At 59.4% G+C, this 18,680-nt stretch carries 17 protein-coding genes; 11 read left to right on the forward strand and 6 right to left on the reverse strand.

Going from position 1 to position 18,680, the window contains the following annotated elements:
- Positions 1-7: 7 nt before the first annotated feature.
- Genes JJ917_08415 through JJ917_08430 form a run of 4 tightly spaced genes read left to right on the forward strand, consistent with a single transcriptional unit; the run spans position 8 to position 4,315 of the window.
- A complete protein-coding gene (locus JJ917_08415) occupies positions 8-793 on the forward strand; it encodes an SDR family oxidoreductase (protein ID MBO6698838.1) in 786 nt (261 codons plus the stop codon).
- The gene (locus tag JJ917_08420; protein ID MBO6698839.1) at positions 793-1,485 is read left to right on the forward strand and encodes an SDR family NAD(P)-dependent oxidoreductase; all 693 of its coding nucleotides are present in this window, start codon (positions 793-795) and stop codon (positions 1,483-1,485) included. The genes JJ917_08415 and JJ917_08420 overlap by 1 nt, the downstream gene beginning before the upstream one ends.
- Positions 1,482-2,864, forward strand: coding sequence for an aminotransferase class III-fold pyridoxal phosphate-dependent enzyme (locus JJ917_08425; protein ID MBO6698840.1), 1,383 nt, complete (start codon positions 1,482-1,484; stop codon positions 2,862-2,864). Before JJ917_08420 ends, JJ917_08425 begins: the two co-directional genes overlap by 4 nt.
- Positions 2,861-4,315 (forward strand): NAD-dependent succinate-semialdehyde dehydrogenase, encoded by a 1,455-nt coding sequence (locus JJ917_08430; protein MBO6698841.1) that lies wholly within the window; start codon positions 2,861-2,863, stop codon positions 4,313-4,315. The genes JJ917_08425 and JJ917_08430 overlap by 4 nt, the downstream gene beginning before the upstream one ends.
- Here the strand turns inward: JJ917_08430 and JJ917_08435 are convergent.
- From JJ917_08435 to JJ917_08460, 6 genes are all read right to left on the reverse strand, one after another.
- On the reverse strand, positions 4,312-5,631 hold the full coding sequence (locus JJ917_08435) for a TRAP transporter large permease subunit (protein MBO6698842.1): 1,320 nt from the start codon (positions 5,629-5,631) through the stop codon (positions 4,312-4,314). The genes JJ917_08430 and JJ917_08435 overlap by 4 nt on opposite strands.
- A gap of 26 nt (positions 5,632-5,657) precedes the next feature.
- Complete coding sequence (locus JJ917_08440) at positions 5,658-6,164, reverse strand: TRAP transporter small permease (protein MBO6698843.1); 507 nt, start codon at positions 6,162-6,164, stop codon at positions 5,658-5,660.
- 70 nt (positions 6,165-6,234) lie between these two features.
- Positions 6,235-7,245, reverse strand: coding sequence for a TRAP transporter substrate-binding protein DctP (gene dctP, locus JJ917_08445; protein MBO6698844.1), 1,011 nt, complete (start codon positions 7,243-7,245; stop codon positions 6,235-6,237).
- Between the two features lie 89 nt (positions 7,246-7,334).
- Positions 7,335-7,958, reverse strand: a complete 624-nt coding sequence (gene leuD / locus JJ917_08450; protein ID MBO6698845.1) for a 3-isopropylmalate dehydratase small subunit — start codon at positions 7,956-7,958, stop codon at positions 7,335-7,337.
- Between the two features lie 2 nt (positions 7,959-7,960).
- Positions 7,961-9,352, reverse strand: a complete 1,392-nt coding sequence (leuC, locus tag JJ917_08455) for a 3-isopropylmalate dehydratase large subunit (GenBank protein MBO6698846.1) — start codon at positions 9,350-9,352, stop codon at positions 7,961-7,963.
- The gene (locus tag JJ917_08460) at positions 9,349-10,182 is read right to left on the reverse strand and encodes a GntR family transcriptional regulator (GenBank protein MBO6698847.1); all 834 of its coding nucleotides are present in this window, start codon (positions 10,180-10,182) and stop codon (positions 9,349-9,351) included. The genes leuC and JJ917_08460 overlap by 4 nt, the downstream gene beginning before the upstream one ends.
- A 121-nt stretch (positions 10,183-10,303) precedes the next feature.
- Here JJ917_08460 and JJ917_08465 point away from each other — a divergent pair, with 121 nt between their 5' ends.
- From JJ917_08465 to JJ917_08495, 7 genes are read left to right on the forward strand one after another with little or no spacing between them, the layout of a single operon-like run.
- Entirely contained in the window at positions 10,304-10,864 is a 561-nt protein-coding gene (locus JJ917_08465) for a tautomerase family protein (GenBank protein ID MBO6698848.1), read from the forward strand.
- On the forward strand, positions 10,857-12,554 hold the full coding sequence (locus JJ917_08470; GenBank protein ID MBO6698849.1) for a hydantoinase B/oxoprolinase family protein: 1,698 nt from the start codon (positions 10,857-10,859) through the stop codon (positions 12,552-12,554). The genes JJ917_08465 and JJ917_08470 overlap by 8 nt, the downstream gene beginning before the upstream one ends.
- Positions 12,551-14,608: a hydantoinase/oxoprolinase family protein gene (locus JJ917_08475; protein MBO6698850.1), complete on the forward strand. Its 2,058-nt coding sequence runs from the start codon at positions 12,551-12,553 to the stop codon at positions 14,606-14,608. The genes JJ917_08470 and JJ917_08475 overlap by 4 nt, the downstream gene beginning before the upstream one ends.
- Positions 14,605-15,228 (forward strand): cysteine hydrolase, encoded by a 624-nt coding sequence (locus tag JJ917_08480; GenBank protein MBO6698851.1) that lies wholly within the window; start codon positions 14,605-14,607, stop codon positions 15,226-15,228. Before JJ917_08475 ends, JJ917_08480 begins: the two co-directional genes overlap by 4 nt.
- Positions 15,225-16,091, forward strand: coding sequence for an isocitrate lyase/PEP mutase family protein (locus JJ917_08485; GenBank protein ID MBO6698852.1), 867 nt, complete (start codon positions 15,225-15,227; stop codon positions 16,089-16,091). Before JJ917_08480 ends, JJ917_08485 begins: the two co-directional genes overlap by 4 nt.
- Positions 16,088-17,473 (forward strand): FAD-dependent oxidoreductase, encoded by a 1,386-nt coding sequence (locus JJ917_08490; GenBank protein MBO6698853.1) that lies wholly within the window; start codon positions 16,088-16,090, stop codon positions 17,471-17,473. Before JJ917_08485 ends, JJ917_08490 begins: the two co-directional genes overlap by 4 nt.
- Positions 17,466-18,680 carry an acyl-CoA dehydrogenase gene (locus JJ917_08495; GenBank protein ID MBO6698854.1) on the forward strand — a complete coding sequence of 405 codons (1,215 nt, stop codon included), beginning with the start codon at positions 17,466-17,468 and terminating at the stop codon, positions 18,678-18,680. The genes JJ917_08490 and JJ917_08495 overlap by 8 nt, the downstream gene beginning before the upstream one ends.

Raw genomic sequence — 18,680 nt, forward strand, 5'->3', positions numbered from 1 at the left:
ACTGACGATGGATCTTGGATTGAAAGGTCGGCGAGCGATCGTGACTGCGGCGAGCCGCGGATTGGGCCTCGCGACGGCGCGTTCTTTGGCACGCGAAGGTGCTTCGGTGGTAATGAATGCCCGCAGCGAAGGCCCGCTTAGCGAAGCCGCCAAGGCGATCCAGGATGAGTTTGGCGTGGACGCCACGCCGGTCGCCGCAGATTTCAACAGCGACGACGGGCGGGCAGCGATCTTAGATGCGGCGGGCGGTTCAACCGATATTCTGGTGAACAATCCAGGCGTCCGGCAGGTACCGACGCCTTACGACGAAATCTCAGCCGATGATTGGCGCTACTGGCTGGACGTTCATTTCTTGTCCTCCGTCCAGATGATGCAGGCGGTTGCACCAGGCATGAAGGCGCAAGGCTTCGGGCGTATCGTCAACATGTCGGTGAGTTTCATCAAATTCCCGCAGGTAGGCTTCGCCCACAGTCATGCGGCGCGGCTTGCTCTGTCGGGCGCATCGGCAGCCATGACGCGCGAGCTGATAGGGCACAATGTCACGATCAACACAGTCTGTCCGGGCCTGTTCGACACCGACGCTCTGCACACGAACCTTCACGGTCATGCCAAGCGCGGCAACACGACCTATGAGGCCATTGTGCAGGACCGCAAGGGCAACTGCCCAGCCGGCCGCTTTGCCGACCCGTCCGAGTGCGGCGACCTGATCGCCTATCTCTGCTCAACGCAGGCTGGCTTCATGTCGGGCCAGAACATCGTCAATGATGGCGGCGTCTATCAGGGCCTTTTCTAATGACCAAGGTCGTCATGGTTTCGGGCGGCGGACGCGGCCTGGGAGCCGCGATCACGCAGAAGCTGCTCGACGAGGGTTGGACGGTGTCGCTCGGGCTGAGGGACCTGTCTCAAGCCGATGCCTTTTCCGGCTCCGTCTCGGCGCATTCCTTCGATGCGCGCGACCCTGCAACGGCCACAAGCTGGGTTGACGGTACCATCGCCAAACATGGGCAGATCGATGCGCTGGTGAACAATGCCGGTATCTTGCGCATGGTCGATTTTGAGCAGGGCGACGAGGACGATCTCGATGCCATGTGGTCGGTGAACGTCAAAGCTCCGTTCCGTCTGATCAAGGCTGCCTTACCGCATCTTCGTGCCGGGGGGCATGGCCGGGTTGTGAATGTCGCCTCGACCGACGCCAAGCGGTACCGCGGCGGGACATCGGTCGGCTACGCCATGACCAAGCACGCACTGTTGGCGATGACGCAAGCGGTGCGCCACGCAGCCTGGGATGATGGTGTGCGCGCCACAGCACTTTGTCCGGGCGCCATCGATACCGAACTGCTCGCGGGCCTACCGGGCGTAACGCCGAAGGCCGATAGGATGACTCCGGAAACCGTTGCGGGCTTGGTTACCATGCTGCTTGCCTTACCCAACCAAGCAAGCGTTCCAGAACTTATCGCCAACACCCGGCTGGAGATCGTCATATGACTCTTGATCCTCGTATCAATGATGAGTTGGCCGCATGGGATCGGGATCATCTTCTGCACCCGACCACGCACACGGCGAACCACGCTCGCGGCGATGTGCCTGGGCGCATCGTCACTGGCGGCGAAGGTGTTTTCATCGAAGACCGGGATGGCAAACGCTACCTCGACGCGTTCGCCGCGCTCTATTGCGTGAACGCTGGCTATGGGCGCACCGAGATAGCCGACGCGATTTCTGAGCAGGCGCACAAGCTTGCCTTTTTTCATTCCTTTGCGGGCCAGGGCAATGAACCGGCGATCCGGCTGGCCAAGATGATCATGGATCGCGCGCCCGATCACATGGCGCGGGTCTATTTTGGCCTGTCAGGATCGGATGCCAACGAGACCAATGTGAAGCTCGCTTGGCACTACAATATCTTGCGCGGCAAACCTGAAAAACGGAAGATCATCAGCCGCTGGCGGGCCTATCATGGCTCAGGGATCGTGTCCGGGTCGATGACCGGTCTGCAATCCTATCATGCACGTTTCCATCTTCCATTGGATGGGTTCTTGCACACGCACAGCCCGCAATATCTGCGCCGTCCAGACGCCGACATGGGCGAGGCCGATTTCGTCGATTGGCTGATCGGTGATCTCGAAGCGATGATTGAACGTGAGGGCCCGGATACGATCTGCGCTTTTATTGGTGAACCCGCTATGGGGACTGGCGGCATCATGCCCCCGCCTGAGGAATACTGGGCGCGCGTCCAAGAGGTTTTAGCGCGGCACGACATTCTGCTGATCGCTGACGAAGTGGTGACCGGGTTCGGTCGCAGCGGCGCGATGTTTGGGTCTGAAACCTACGATCTGAAGCCAGACTTCATGACCATCGCCAAGGGGCTGACGTCGGCCTACGCCCCACTTTCGGGCTCGATTATCTCGCAGCGGGTGTTTGACGTTTTGATGCAAGGATCAGACGATTTCGGCCCGCTTGCTCATGGCTGGACTTATTCGGCACATCCAGTCAGCGCCGCAGCCGGGATCGCGACCCTTAATCTGATCGACGAGATGGGTTTGGTGGAGAACGCTCACGCCATGGGTCCGGTTTTCCAACAAGCTCTGAACGAAGCCATGGATGGCCAACCGAACGTTGCTGAAGTGCGAGGTGTGGGCCTAATGGCAGCTGTGGAGTTTGCCGCCGACCCAGCCGATCGAGATTGGTTCCCCCCCATGACCGTTGGACCAAAAATCGCCGAAGCCATGACGCAACGCGGCGTAATCGCGCGCGCCATGCCGGAAGCCAACACTATTGGCTTCGCCCCGCCGCTTTGTATTTCAGCTGATGAAATCACGACCATCGCTCAGACCCTGCGCGCCGCCGCAGATGAGGTTTTACCCCAATGATCAATCCTTCCTTTTCATCCCTTGTTCGTGAGCAAAATCTCATCAACGGCGCATGGGTCGATGCCGACAACGGTCAGACCATCAATGTGACCGATCCAGCAATGGGCCAAACAATTGCGACCGTTCCGAACTCTGGCCAGACTGAGACGCAGCGCGCCATTGATGCCGCGCACGACGCCTTTCCAGCCTATGCAGGACTGACACTTGGCGAGCGTGTGGCGCTGATGCGTAAGCTGCACGATGCGATCCAAGACAATTTGGAAGGCATGGCGCAGATGTTGACCGCCGAGCAGGGAAAACCATTGTCCGAGTCGCGCGCTGAAGTGGGTTCATCCGCCGCCTATGTGCTGTGGTTTGCTGAAGAGGCGCGCCGTACCAATGGCGCGATCATCCCCTCGCCCATCGCCGGTCGCAAACTGATGACCACCCGGCATCCGGTTGGCGTGGTGGCGGCGATCACACCCTGGAACTTCCCTTCCTCTATGCTCGCCCGCAAGCTTGGTCCGGCTTTGGCGGCTGGCTGCACGGTTGTGGTGAAACCGGCGAGCGCCACGCCACTCTCCGGTTTGGTGTGGGGGCATCTGGCAGAACAAGTCGGCTTTCCAAAAGGCGTGGTGAACGTTCTCACAGGCAGTGCACGCGCGATTGGTGGCGAGATCACGTCCAACCCCAAAGTGCGCAAGATCACCTTCACTGGCTCGACAGAAATCGGCAAACAGTTGCTCGCTGAAGCATCAAGTACGGTGAAGCGCATGTCGATGGAACTGGGCGGCAATGCGCCTTTCATCGTGTTCAATGATGCCGATCTGGACAAAGCCGTGGATGGCGCGCTCATCGCGAAATTCCGCAATGCCGGTCAGACCTGCATCTGCACCAACCGGTTGTTTGTGCAAGCCGGCATCTATGATCGGTTCGTCGAAGCTTTTGCCCAGCGCGTGTCCGCGATGAAAGTGGCGCCGGGTGCTGAAGACGGGTCTGAGCAAGGGCCGCTGGTCGATGGTGCAGCCCTGTCAAAAATCGAAGAGCTGGTCGCCGACGCCTTGTCGAAAGGTGGCGACTTGGTCACCGGTGGTGGTCGCCATGATCGCGGCGGTTTGTTCTACCAGCCCACGGTCATCGGCAATGCAACGCCAAGCATGCGCGTGACGACTGAGGAGATTTTTGGGCCGATCGCGCCAGTCTACCGCTTTAACGACGAAGAAGAGGCTATCAGCGCCGCCAATGACACCGATTACGGCTTGGCATCCTACGCCTACACCCAAGACCTAGCACGCGCGTTCCGCCTGCAAGACAAGCTTGAATACGGGCTAATCGGCATTAACGAAGTGCTGATTGTCGCCCCGGAAATACCGTTTGGCGGCCTCAAAGAATCCGGCCTGGGCAAGGAAGGGTCCTGGCAGGGGATCGATGACTATCTGGAGACTAAATACACCTGCATCGGTGGGCTTTAGCTTGCTCTAGCTAGCGATGGCAGCCAGAGCGCTAGGCTAGGAAACGCGATCAGCAACCCAACCAAAAGCAGCGAGCACGCAATGAACGGGATCGCTGCGGTATAGATGTCGCGCATGGTCGTATCGGGCGGCGCGACGCCCTTCATCACAAAAAGCAAAAGCCCGAAGGGCGGTGTGGTGAAGCTGATCTCCAGCGCCAGCAGCATGATGAGCGCGAACCAGACCGGCTCAAACCCGAGACTGATGGCCAGTGGGAAGAAGATCGGCACGGTCAGGAGCATGATGGAAATCTGCTCCATGAACATGCCCAAGACCAGCAGCACACCGAACATAACGAGCAGCATCACCAGAGGATCAAGGTCGAACCCGGTCGCCCAGCCAATCAACCCGCGCGAGGCGCCCGAAAAGGCCAAGATCTGTGAGAACGTCGCCGAGCCAAACACGATCAAATAGGCCATCAGGGTGACCCGCAGCGCGCCATGGACCGATTTTTTCATTGCTTCCCAGGAGAAGCATCGGAACACCACTGACAACAGGATCGCGCCCAGAGCACCAAAGGCTGCCGCTTCGGAGGGCGTGGCAAAGCCCACGATCATCATGATGACAATGACCACCATCAAGCCGACCATTGGCACCACATCGGTCATGACCAAAGCGAGTTTGGCACCGACGGATAGTTTGGGCACCTCGTAGGCCGGGGCAGCACCTGGGTCTAGGCGGGTCATCACAAAGATGGCGACGATGTAGAGGCCAGCCAGGATCAAGCCGGGCACAACACCTGCGATCAATAGCGCACCAACATCTATCTGTGCGAGCGTGGCGAGCAGCACTGCCAAAGCCGACGGCGGAATGATGATGGCCAAACCACCGGTGCCAAGGATCGGACCGATGGACATTTTCTTCTTGTAACCACGCGCCGCCATCTCCGGCACCATCAGCGATCCAAGCAAAGCCGTGGACCCCATGGAGGAACCGGAAAGGGTGGAGAAACCGGTACCACCCAGGACCGTCACATAGGAAAGCCGCCCAGGCAGTTTCCCAAGCAATTGGTCGATGGCGTTGAACATGCGCTTGCCAAGGCCGGTGTGAAAAAACACCTCGCCCATCAGCAGGAACAGCGGGATCGGCATCAGCGCGAATTTCGTTAGCGCGCCGAGGCCATTGTTGAGCAGCAGCGCGACGCCGCGCTCGCCGCCCATAAAAATCCAGGCGCCGATGATATTGGCCGCCAGAAAGGCCAGCGCAATCGGCATACCCATTGCCATGAGCGCGATGATCGCGCCGAGCAGCAAGGCCAGCGCCTCATACCACTCCATGACGAAACCCCTTCTGACCGCTGGGGTTATTCATGGATACCAGCCTCGCCGGAATGCAGCAGATCGCGCCCGAACGTGAAGCGCGAAAACTCAATGGCCATCAAACCGAAGGAGATTGGAAACGCGATGGTGAGCAGCCAACGCGGGTAGAAGTAGGCGCGCACATCAAAATCGTTACGCTCCAAATTGGTCGCCACCAGATCGATGCCCTTCCAGGTGAGGATAAGGCAAACGACAACACAGGAAGCGGCTACTGCACGGCTCAACAGGCGACGTAGCCGAGGTGGCAGAACAGCGGTGACGAGCTCGATGTGCACATGACCCTTTTTGCGCACCAGCCAGGGTGCGCCGAGCATCGTCATGTAGAGAATGGCATACTCGGCCGATGTAAAAAGCCAGGCGAACGGCTGAATCCCGGCATTGCGCATGATCACCGAGGTGATCACCGACACCATCAGCCACAGCAGCATGCCCGCCGCAATCAGCGCCATCGCATCGACCAAGCGATCATAGAGGCGGGTGAGAAGGGCCATGGGCGCACTCAAACTGGAAACAGAAAAGGCGCGGCGCTTTGGATGAGCACCGCGCCCGTCTTTGAGGACGTTAGTCCATCGATGGGTCGTAGAACAGCTCGATCAGTCGATCATAATTGCCTGCACCCTGTGGGCTTTCTTCCATCAAGGTTCGCATCCGATTCCAGGTGGTGGAGCGGGCTGCTTCCAGATAGGCCGCGCGGGCTTCGCCTTCCAGCGAGAACACTTGCATGCCGCCTTCTTCAAGCGCAGCAAAGTCTTCGTCGCGCTTGGCACGCAAGGCTTCAACGCTCATACGTTCATGCTCGATAGCAACCTCTTGCACCAAGGCACGAGACTCTTCAGACAGATTGTTCCAAGCCTCCAGATTGACGATCACGCCAAGATCGGTGGAGAAGAAGTTTGGCTCGATACGCCAGTTCAAAAACTCGTTCCAGCGCAGGTCGATTAAGCCAATCTGCGTCCAACCGGTGGCATCCACAGTGCCCCGCTCAAGTGCCGAATAGACATCGCCGGTGGGCAGATCGATCACCTGGGCTTCCAGATAGTCGGTGAAGAAGGCGTTGTAGACAGCGTTGCCACGCAGGCGGATGTCATCGATCACCAGATTGCCGCCTTCATCCACACTCGGCTCGTTGACCGACCAGAGATTGTAGGTGACGCCAGAGTCAAACCAACCGAGATAGTAGAGGCCCATCTTCTCCTGATGGATTTCGTTGATCAGATCGATGCCGCCATTTTCACGCGTTTCGATGGCTGTCAGGTTGGAGGCAACGAGGGCGTCCTTCTCTGGCAACGCGCCGCCATAGAACGAGCCCGGCGTGTAGACCATATCAACCACGCCATCGCGCACGGCGTCGGGCTGCTGGAACATGCCGATGGCTTCCGGGCCACCAAGCACCTCGATCTGAACCACGCCTTCGCCACGCTCATTGACCATGTCAACGAACGACAGGAAGCTTTGCGTGTAAATCAGCGTTTCGGGAAACGCGTGAACCGCGGTGATGGTATCTTCAGCCCATGCGGCGCTTGCCAACATTGTGGATGCAGCCAGGGCGCCTGTGATCAGAGTTTTTCTCATAAGTCCTCTCCTTTAGGGTTTCGGCGGCATTCTTTTTGACCGTCCGAAAAATGGCGCTCACGCGCCGGTTGGGTGCTAGGGTCAAGCCCCTAGTTTGGTGGTGAAAATTCTGCGTTTAGATAAGCCCACGGGCGCGTTGCCCGGTCTCTCTGGGAAAAGTCCGCAATGGCATCGGCATGCTTTGCGGTCATGTCGATATCGTCCCAGCCTTCAATAAGTTTGGTGCGCCAAACCAGATCCAGCGCGAAGGGAATTGTCAGTTCGCCAAGCGTGATCTGGCAGGTTTCCAAGTCGATGCTGAGCGAGCCAACATCATTGCCAAGAGCCTTGAACAGAGCTGTGTTGTCGGCTTCTGTGACCCTTGCAGGCAGCAAGCCGTTGTTGACAGCGTTGCCGGCGAAAATGTCGCCAAAGCTGGGTGCGATCACCGCCTTGAGGCCGAAATCAACCAAGGCATAGACCGCTGCTTCGCGTGATGACCCACCGCCAAAATTGCGGCCAGCCACCAGGATAGTGGCTTCTGGGTGTTGGTTCAGGGGATGACCAGCGTAGGCCGTGCCATCGGCGCCAAAGCGCAGATCATGTAGCAAAAATCGGCCATACCGTTCTGCGCGCGGCGTGGACATGAACCGCGCCGGGATGAGCTGATCGGTGTCGATGCCCTCCATCGGCAACGCCACAGCCGGCCCAGTATGGTTGCGCCAACCCGCCATGCTCAGGCTGCTCCGGCCAAGGGGCGGTTTTTGAGCAAAGCACGCGCGTCGGTAAGTTCTCCAGCAACAGCAGCAGCAGCCACCATGGCCGGTGACATGAGGTGGGTGCGAGCGCCTGGCCCCTGGCGGCCGCGAAAATTGCGGTTTGTTGTCGAGGCGCAGCGCTTGCCCGGCGCAACGACATCGCCATTCATGGCAACACACATGGAGCAACCGGAGGCCACCCAATCCAGACCCGCATCGATGAAAATACGATCAAGCCCTTCGGCTTCCGCCAGCCTTTTCACGATCATGGATCCGGGCGAAACGATACCAGGAACTTTTGCCCGATGACCGGCTATCGCGGCGGCGGCGGCGCGCAAATCCTCGATGCGCGCGTTGGTGCACGAACCGATGAAAACCTGATCGATGGGCAACCCTTTGAGCGCCTGCCCAGCTCTTAACCCCATATAGTCGAGCGCCTCTTGCGGCGCATTCGCTGGAACGGTGCCAGAGATTGGCACAGCTTGTTCAGGAACGATGCCCCAAGTGACCGTCGGTGCGACGTCTCCGGCATCGATATCGATCTCACGGTCAAAGGTGGCATCAGCATTGCTTGCTAAGGATTGCCAATCGTCCAATGCCTCATCCCACTGATTGTCAGACGGGGCGAACGGGCGTCCCTTGAGATATGCAAAAGTCGTAGCGTCGGGCTCGATCATGCCGCACTTGGCACCGCCCTCGATCGAGAGGTTGCACAGCGTCATCCGCGCTTCCATAGACAGCGCGCGAACCGCACTGCCAGCATATTCGATGGCATGACCGCGCGCACCATCTGAACCAAGTTTGGCAATCCAGTGCAGCGCCATATCCTTGGCGGTGACGCCCTCTGCCAGCGTGCCGTTGAAGGTGAGCCGCATGGTTTTGGGACGCGTTTGCCACAAGGTTTGTGTTGCCAGAACATGCGCGACTTCGGTTGCGCCAATGCCAAACGCGAAAACTCCAAACGCGCCGTGTGTGGAGGTGTGACTGTCGCCGCAAACCACCATCAAACCTGGCAGAGTTAGGCCCTGTTCCGGCCCTGCAACATGAACAATGCCCTGGCGCGGATCGCTGAGACCGAAGTGGCGAATGCTGTGCGTTTTGGCGTTGGATTCTAGCGTCGCGATCATGCGGCGGATATCATCATTGGCGCCACCAGACGCGCGCTCACGCGTTGGTACATAGTGGTCGCTGACGGCAATGGTGAGTTCAGGATGGGCAACTTTCAGCCCGCGCTCCGCAAGTTTACCAAAGGCGTGATGCGATCCCTCGTGCACCAAATGACGATCCACCCAAAGCAGTGACGCCCCATCGTCGCGGCGAAGAACTTCGTGGGAACTCCACAACCGATCAAAGAGCGTTTGACCACTCATGATGTGGCCTGTGCGTTGGTATCGAGGCCGTTTCCAAGCTGGACGATGGGTTCCCAGTGTCGGTTCTCGCCATGGCCAACACGATCCAGCGACATGGAAAGCTGATACCGGTCGGGGCGATAGGAGGCGGCCAGATACTCAACACCGCGCCCTTGTTCATCGCGTACGATACGTTCCAACGAAAGAAGGGCTGAGCCGGTCGGCACATCAAGCGCGCGGGCGATATCCGGCGCTGCCAGTGTCGCTGACACCGATTGCTGAGCACTGGCGATCCGCACGCCACCGAGTTCCAGCAAAGAATAGAGCGGTCGCGTGGCAAGGTCGGCTTCAGAATAGCTGAGCGCTACGTCTTCAGGCACATGCGTTACCAGATGCGAGAACGGTTGACCGTCCAACAAGCGAACACGCACTGCGCGCTGCACCCGCGCACCTTCAGCAAGACCAAGCGCACTGGCGATGGCGGCGCTTGCAGGCTGATAGCCAAACTCCAACAGCCGGGCTTCGGTCTTGGCGCCCATTTCGGCCAGATGCGGAACAAGATTAGCAATGTCTGCCTTGATGGTTTGGCGCGTTGCGCGACCCGAACGCACGACGGAGCCGCTTCCGGCGCGTTTTTCGATCAGCCCATCACCTGCCAGAGCCTCCAACGCACGGCGAATGGTGACCCGCGAAACGCCATAGGTATCGGCCAGCTTGTTCTCACCGCGCAAACTGGCGCCGTCTTCAATCACGCCGCGCGCAATATCGTCCTTAAGCTGGAGATAAACCCTGCGCGCTTTCCCACCTTCGGGAATGCTGTCTGTCACGTCTGGCGATGGCTGAACGACCATTGACAAAGCTCCGCACTGATTGGTTCAGCCTAACGCCTGTTTTGCGAAATGCAAGATTTTTGTCCTATGATATTCTCAAAACCTGTTTTATATAAGATACAAGTTTTGAGGGGGCGAATGCATGCCATCAATCGCGGTTACGATGATCGAAGGCTATGACGACGAGGCCAAAGAACGGCTTTGCACGGTGCTAACGGGTGCTGTTCGCCAAGTGGTGCCAGCCGATCCAGATGCCATCATCATCACCCTGCACGAGGTGCCAGCTGCCAACTATATGCGCGGTGGCAAGCACCGGCAGCCTGCGCCAGCTTTGCCAGACGCTGCCCAGTTGGTTCGCCAGTTTCTTGGCCACATGGAAGCGCGCGACCTGGGGTCAGCCAAGGCCATGCTCGCCGACACTTTCACGATGACCTTTCCCGGCGGCGTGAGAATGAACACACTGGAAGAAATGATCGCTTGGGCCAAGCCACGCTACAGCTTTGTGAGCAAAACCTACGAGCGCTTTGACACCGCACCAGGTGACGAGGGGCCTACTGTCTATTGCTACGGCACGCTTTCGGGCGAGTGGCTGGACGGCACAGCCCTCGAGGGCATCCGCTTTATCGACCGCTTTGAAACAGCAGGCGGCAAACTGACCCGCCAAGACGTCTGGAACGATATGGGCGAGATGATAAATGGCTGAAACCGACATCGACCCGATTACGCTTGCGGTTCTGGCGGGCCGCATGGAACAGATCGCCGATGAGATGGACGCAACGCTGTTCCGCAGCGCGTTCAACCCGATCATTGCCGAAGCGCACGACGCCTCGCACGGGCTTTATGATGCTGAAACCGGCGATACCCTGATTCAGGGCAAATCGGGCCTGCCGATTTTCGTTGGTGTCATGGCGTTTGCTGTCAAAGCGGTGATCGAAAAGGCCGCGCGCGACGGCGATCTGGCTGACGGCGACGTTTACATTTTTAACGATGCCCACATTGGCGGTACGCATCTTTCCGACATGCGGCTGGTGCGGCCCTATTTCCGTGATGACAAGCTTTTCTGCTACCTTGCATCGGTCGGCCACTGGCACGATCTGGGCGGTGCGGTGCCGGGCAATTACAACCCTTCTGCGCGCGAGGTTTTCCAGGAAGCGGTGGTTCTGCCACCGGTGAAACTGGTGCGCGCTGGCGTGATGCAAACCGACATTATCGACATCATTTTGCGCAACACTCGGCTCCCCCAATCCGCCCGCGGTGATTTGAACGGTCAGCTTTCAGCGCTCGACCTGGGTGTTAAACGCCTTGACGCGCTGCTTGATAGCTATGGTGCTGATACCGTGGGTGCAGCATTCACCAAGCTCGGCGACCGGGCCGAGGCGTTGATGCGCGCTGAGCTTGCAGACCTGCCTGATGGGCGGTGGGAAGCAACCGACTATCTGGACAATGATGGGATCACGGACACCGCGCTGCCGATCAAAGTTGCCTTGGAGGTGCGCGGAGATCATCTGACCATAGATTTTGAAGGCACTGCGCCTGTGACCGCCGGGCCGGTGAACATTGCCCTACCGACGACGATTGCCTGCTGCTACGTGGCGATCAAGCACATCTTCCCCGCACTGCCCGCCAATGCAGGTGTGATGCGACCGATCACCATCAGTGTACCCGAGGGGTCGTTGCTTTCGGCTGAATTTCCGGCACCGACTGGCGGCTACACCGAGACAATCTTGCGGATGATCGATGTGATCTTTTCGGCTGCCGCCAAAGCCGTGCCTGAGCGGATTGTTGCCAACGCCTATGGCACCATCAACGCGCTTTCCATCGCCGGACAGAAGGCCAATGGCCAACGTTGGGTGATGTTCTCTTTTTACGGTGGCGGGCATGGTGGATCGCTGGAAAGCGATGGCCTGAACCATGGCAACGCGCCAATTTCTACGGCAACCATTCCGCCTGCTGAGATTTTGGAAGCGGCCTATCCTGTGATGTTCCGGCAATGGGCACTGCGGCCTGACAGTGCTGGGCACGGCACGCATCGTGGCGGCCTTGGCGCGGTCTACGAGATCGAGCTTCTGGAAGAAGACGCCGAAGCCTTTCTGTTTGGCGAGCGCGGACGTTTTGCCCCGCAGGGTGTGGCGGGTGGCGCGGAAGCCGCTAAGAACCAGTTTGCCTACGAAACCGACGAGGGCTGGGCCGAGCCAGCACTCGCATCAAAAATAGTTGGCATCCCTCTGAAACGCGGGCAGCGCGTCCGCTTGGAGACACCAGGCGGCGGCGGGTATGGGTCGCCCGAGAAGCGCGAGCTTGCGGCCATCGCCCGCGACGTCGCGCTGGGCTTCCTTAGTGAAGCCTCAGCCGATGCCGCCTACGGCCCTGCGTGGCGGGGGGCCGACGCATGAGCATTGTTGGCGTTGATGTCGGCGGAACGTTCACCGACATTTTCATTCTTGATGAGGCAACCGGTAAGGCCGGCGTTGCCAAGGTCCCAACGACGCGGCCTGATCAATCCGGCGGTTTTCTTGCGGGCGTGAAAAGCGCTGGCGTTGATCTTTCTGCCATGCGGACGGTCGTGCACGGCACCACCGCTGGCACCAACGCATTGCTGGAGCGCAAGGGCGCGAAGATCGGCCTCATCACCACCCAAGGCTTCCGCGACACGCTGGAAATGCGCCGTCGTGACCGCCGCGCGACATGGGGCCTGCGTGGCGATTTCGAACCTGTAGTTCCGCGCGACCGGCGCTTAGAAGTGCCCGAGCGCACGCTGGCTGATGGCAGCGTTGAAACGCCGGTGGACATCGTGGCTGTGGAATCCGCCGCGCGCGAGCTGCTTGCTATGGGCTGCCAGGCGGTCGCGCTTATCTTCATCAACGCCTACGCCAACCCCGACAACGAACAGGCAGCCGCTCAGGCTTTGCGCGCGGTTTGGCCGAACCCTCACGTGTCGGTCTCAAGCGAAATTCTGCCTGAAATCCGCGAGTTTGAACGCACGTCCACAACGGTTCTGAATGCCTATCTCCAACCGGAAGTGGCTGGATATTTGGGGCGATTGGAATCAGGTCTGCGCGATGGAGGCTTTGGTGGCGAGTTCCTGCTGGTCCAATCCAACGGCGGGGTTATGGCGGTCGAAACGGCCTGCCGCTTGCCCGTGCGCACCGCGCTTTCTGGCCCAGCAGCGGGCGTTATCGCAGCGGCCTATATCGCCTCAAGCGCAGGTTACGACAACATCATCACCGGCGATGTCGGTGGCACGAGCTTCGACGTCTCGCTGATCGCCAATGGTCAATCAGCCCTGGCCGCGCAGACCAGCATTGATTTTGGCATGGTTGTGCGCACACCGATGATCGAAATCACCACCATCGGCGCTGGCGGTGGTTCCATCGCCTGGGTGGACAAGGGTGGATTGCTCAACATCGGACCGGAAAGCGCAGGCTCCAACCCCGGCCCCGTCGCGTATGGCCGCGGCAACGACCGACCGACGGTAACCGACGCCAACATCGTGCTTGGCCGCATCGATGCGGAGAAACCTATTGGAGGCGGTCTTGAAAGGCTGGACATGGAGGCTGCACGAACGGCCATCGACACCTATGTCGGCGCGCCCCTTGGCTTGGAAACCGAAGATGCCGCCGAAGCCATTTTGAAAGTGGCCAACGCACGCATGGCAGGCGCCATCCGCCTGGTGAGCATTGAGCGTGGTCACGACCCGCAGACCTTTTCTTTCATGCCCTTTGGTGGTGGCGGGGCGTTGCACGCCTGCGCACTGGTGGAGGAGTGCGAGCTTGCTCGTGCGCTGGTCCCTCGTTTTCCCGGCGTGACATCTGCGCTCGGCTGCGTGATCGCCGACATGCGTCAGGATTTTGTGCAGACGATCAACACAACCCTGGCGGCGCTTGATGAGGTTGAGCTTAGCGCGATGATCCAAGCCCATGTCGATGAAGGCATGGCATTGCTTGATGCCTCTGGCGTGCAGTTCGGCGCACGTGATGTGCAGGTGGAACTGGACATGGCCTATGCCGGACAGACCCATACGGTGGCGGTGCCGATCACTGTTGAAATGACAGGCTTGCGGGTGATTGCGCCCACAAGCGATGCAATAAAGGGTGCGTTTGAGAACGCCTATCGCGCAGCTTTCAGCCGCCTTTTGGAAGGCGGCGTACAACGCATTTTGAACTTGCGTACCAGCACCATCGGCAGACGACCGAAGTTCGACCTTTCCTCACTGGCACCGGATGAAGCCAACGCCACCTCGACGCCCTATGGGTCACGCAGCGTGCGGATGAATGGTGCCTGGCATGACACCGCGCTGTACGACCGCCTGACGCTGCCCGTGGGCACAGTGATCGACGGCCCGGCCATTTTGACCCAGCCCGATACGACGATCTTGGTGGAGCCTGGGTTCAAAGGTCGGGCGGACAGCTTTGGCAATCTTATCCTTGAGCGGCAGGCGGCATCATGAGTGATCTTTCGGGTTTCAACCCAGCTAAAACGGCTGTCCTTACCATCGATCTGCAAAATGACTTCCTACACCCAGAGGGCGCCTATGGCAGGGCTGGCCAATCGGCACCCACCATCGCGGCTCTGCCAGACCGTGTAAAGCCGGTGGTCGATGCGGTGCGTGCGGCAGGCGGGCATTACATATCGGCGCAATTCACCCTGGTGCCTGGACCGAATGACGAGCCCCTGATCGCGCCACACCTGAAAAAGCTGCGCCCGTTCCTCACCAAAGGTGATTTCGCACCAGGCAGCTTCGGGCACACGCTGGTGGATGCGCTCGCTCCTGCCGATTATGTGGTGGAGAAGGTGGCCTACTCGGCCTTCTACCAAACGCGCCTGGAATACATCATGCGCGCCGTTGGTATTGAAACGCTGATCATTAGTGGGATTGTGACCAATGGTGGTGTGGCTTCGACTGTGCGCGATGCACATCTGCGCAACGTGGATACAATTTTGCTGTCCGACGGGTGCGCGGCTTTTAGACAAGATGTGCATGACGCGACACTCATCTCTCTTGGCACGGTCACGCAGGTCATGTCGTGTGCAGAGGCCATTGACCTGGTTCAGGGGGCAACATCGTGACCCTACGCGAACGGCTGAACGCAGACCCGATCCTCGTCGCACCTGGCGTCTATGACGCGCTCACAGCTTCGCTGGCCGAGGCAGCGGGTTTTGAAGCGCTTTATCTTTCTGGTGCCGCGGTCGCTTACACGCGCCTTGGTCGTCCTGACATTGGCCTCACATCGGTCAATGAGATGACGGACACGATGGCGCTGATCCGCGACCGCACTGAGCTTCCCGTGATCATTGATGCCGACACCGGCTTCGGCAATGCGCTGAATGCGCAGCGCACCATGCGGCTTTACGAGCGCGCTGGCGCTAGCGCTTTGCAACTTGAAGATCAGACCTACCCGAAGCGCTGCGGGCACTTGGCGGACAAATCACTCATCTCAACCGGTGAGATGACGGGTAAGATCAAAGCCATGGCCGACGCGCGCGCGTCGGATGAGACGCTGATCATTGCCCGCACTGACGCCATCGCTGTTGAGGGTTTTGACGCGGCGCTTGAGCGTGCTGAACACTATGTGGAGGCTGGGGCTGATGCCCTCTTTATCGAAGCGCCGCAAAGCATGGAACAACTCACCGGCATTGTGACGCGCTTTAAGGGCCGCGCTCCGCTGATGGCCAATATGGTGGAGGGCGGGGCAACCCCCATGCGCACCGCCGCTGACCTGGAAGCCATTGGGTTCTCACTGGTCATCTTTCCTGGCGGGATCGTGCGGGCGATCGCGCGCACTGCCGAGGACTATTATGCCTCCCTCAAATCCAACGGTTCCAACACGCCGTTCAAAGAACGGATGTTTGATTTCTCCGCCCTCAATGAGCGCCTTGGCACCGATGCGATGCTGACCACAGGCAAGCGCTATGACGAGAGCGAGGGATGAGCGTTCTGCCAACCCCTTCTGGTGACGCTGATCTTGAGGTCGAAACGCTTGTTATCGGCGCAGGCTGCGCTGGGCTGGTTGCCGCGCTGGCCGCGCATGAAGCCGGCCAAGATGTGCTGGTGCTGGAACGTGACGCCGTGCCATCTGGGTCAACGGCGCTGAGCGCCGGATTGATCCCTGCCGCTGGAACACCACAGCAAAAAGCCTCGGGGATCACTGACACGCCGGAACTGTTTGCTAGCGACATCATGAAAAAGGCCTGTGGTGAACCGGACCCAAATCTGGTGAAAGCGCTCACCGAAGGCTCTGCTGAAGTGATCGCTTGGCTCAGGGAAAGCCACGACCTTCCGTTCACGCTGGTCGATGATTTCGATTATCCCGGACACACGCACCGCCGTATGCACGGGCTTCCATCGCGATCCGGTGAAGCGCTCATCAACGCTCTGCGCGAGGCCTGTGAAGCCAGCGATATATTGATTGCCACCGAGCGCACCGTGCAGACACTCTATGCCGATGGCGACGTTATCACCGGCGTTTTGGCGACTTTGCCTAATTGCAGCGAAGAGCATATCGCCTGCGGGCGGCTGATCTTGGCCTGCAATGGGTTTGGCGGAAATACCGAAATGGTCCGCGATCTCACGCCTGCCATCGCCGATGCGCTCTATTTCGGCCACGAGGGCAACCAGGGCGATGCCATTGCGTGGGGCAAGGCGCTGGGTGCGCGGATGGCGGATCTTGGTAGCTATCAAGGCCATGGCAATGTGGCCCACCCGCACGGCATTTTGGTAACTTGGGCCGTGATCACACAGGGCGGCTTCCAGGTAAACGCCGATGGTGAGCGCTTCTGGGATGAAAGCCAGGGCTATTCGGAAGCCGCGCGCCGTGTGCTGGGACAACCTGGCGGCATTGCCTACGCCATTTTCGATGGAAGCATCGCTGATATCGCCCGCCAGTTTAAAGATTTTCAGGACGCCGAAGCGCAAGGCGCGGTGAAGCGCGTTGAGAGCGTTGAGGCGTTGGCGCAGACACTTGGCCTGGATGCCGATGCGCTTCAGACCAGCTTTGACAGCGCTGCAGGTACAGATGCCTTTGGCCGAACCTTCGACTCGTCACTCGCTCTTGCTCCACCTTACTGCGCCGTGAAAGTCACCGGCGCTCTGTTTCACACGCAAGGCGGGCTGAAGGTGGATGGCGACGCGCGCGTTCTGCGCATCGACGGTTCGCCCTTTCCAAACCTCTTTGCAACGGGCGGTGCCGCGGGCGGGGTGTCCGGCTCTGCCGACAGTGGCTATCTTTCCGGCAACGGGCTTCTGAGCGCAGCTGTGCTCGGCTACCGCGCCGGTCGTTTCAAACTCACAACAGGAGAGCATTTTCATGCTTGACGGAACCACTGCTGGCCATGGCCCATCGCTCGCCCCGTTTGATTGGGCCGATCCCTTCCATCTGTCCGAACAGCTGCAAGAAGACGAGCGGCTGATCGTCGAAAGCGCGCGCGCTTACGCAACAGACAAACTTCTGCCGCGCGTGGAGCACGCCTATCTCAGCGAGGAGGTGGCGCCGGAAATCTTCGCTGAGATGGGCGCAATGGGTCTGCTCGGAGTCACGATCCCCGAACAATATGGCGGCCTTGGCGCGGGCTATGTGAGCTATGGTTTGGTGGCCCGCGAAGTTGAGCGCGTCGACTCTGGCTACCGCTCCATGATGAGCGTGCAATCCTCGCTGGTGATGTACCCGATCAATGCCTACGGCTCGGACGCGCAGAAAGAAAAGTACCTGCCCAAACTGGCCACTGGCGAACTGATCGGCTGCTTCGGCCTCACCGAACCAGACGCCGGCTCCGACCCATCAGGCATGAAGACGACGGCCAAGAAAATCGATGGCGGCTACAGCCTGTCGGGCGCAAAAATGTGGATATCCAACAGCCCCATCGCCGATGTGTTTGTGGTCTGGGCGAAATCAGATGCCCATGACGGCAAGATCCGCGGGTTTGTTCTTGAGAAGGGGATGAAGGGTCTGTCTGCGCCGACCACCAAGGGCAAACTCTCTCTGCGGGCCTCTGTTACCGGCGAAATTGTTATGGACGAAGTCGAAGTCAGCGAGGACGCGCTGTTGCCTGGCGTAGAAGGCTTGAAAGGCCCGTTCGGCTGTCTCAACCGGGCACGGTATGGCATCGCCTGGGGTGTTATGGGTGCCGCAGAAGACTGCTGGCACCGCGCCCGAACGTATGGGCTGGAGCGTGTGCAGTTCGGTAAGCCCATCGCCCAGACACAATTGTTCCAGAAGAAGCTGGTCGACATGCAAACCGAGATTTCACTTGGTCTGCAAGGCGCGTTGCGCGCCGGACGAATGCTCGATGAGGGCATCGCAGCGCCGGAAATTATCTCCATGATGAAGCGGAACAATTGCGGCAAGGCGCTCGATATCGCCCGCCACGCTCGCGATATGCACGGCGGCAACGGCATCATGGCCGAGTATCATGTGATGCGGCACGCACAGAACCTGGAAACCGTGAATACCTATGAGGGCACGCACGACATCCATGCGCTGATCCTTGGGCGGGCACAGACAGGACTCCAAGCGTTCTTCTGA

It is taken from the genome of Hyphomicrobiales bacterium, from assembly GCA_017642935.1.
Lineage (GTDB): Bacteria > Pseudomonadota > Alphaproteobacteria > Rhizobiales > MH13 > MH13.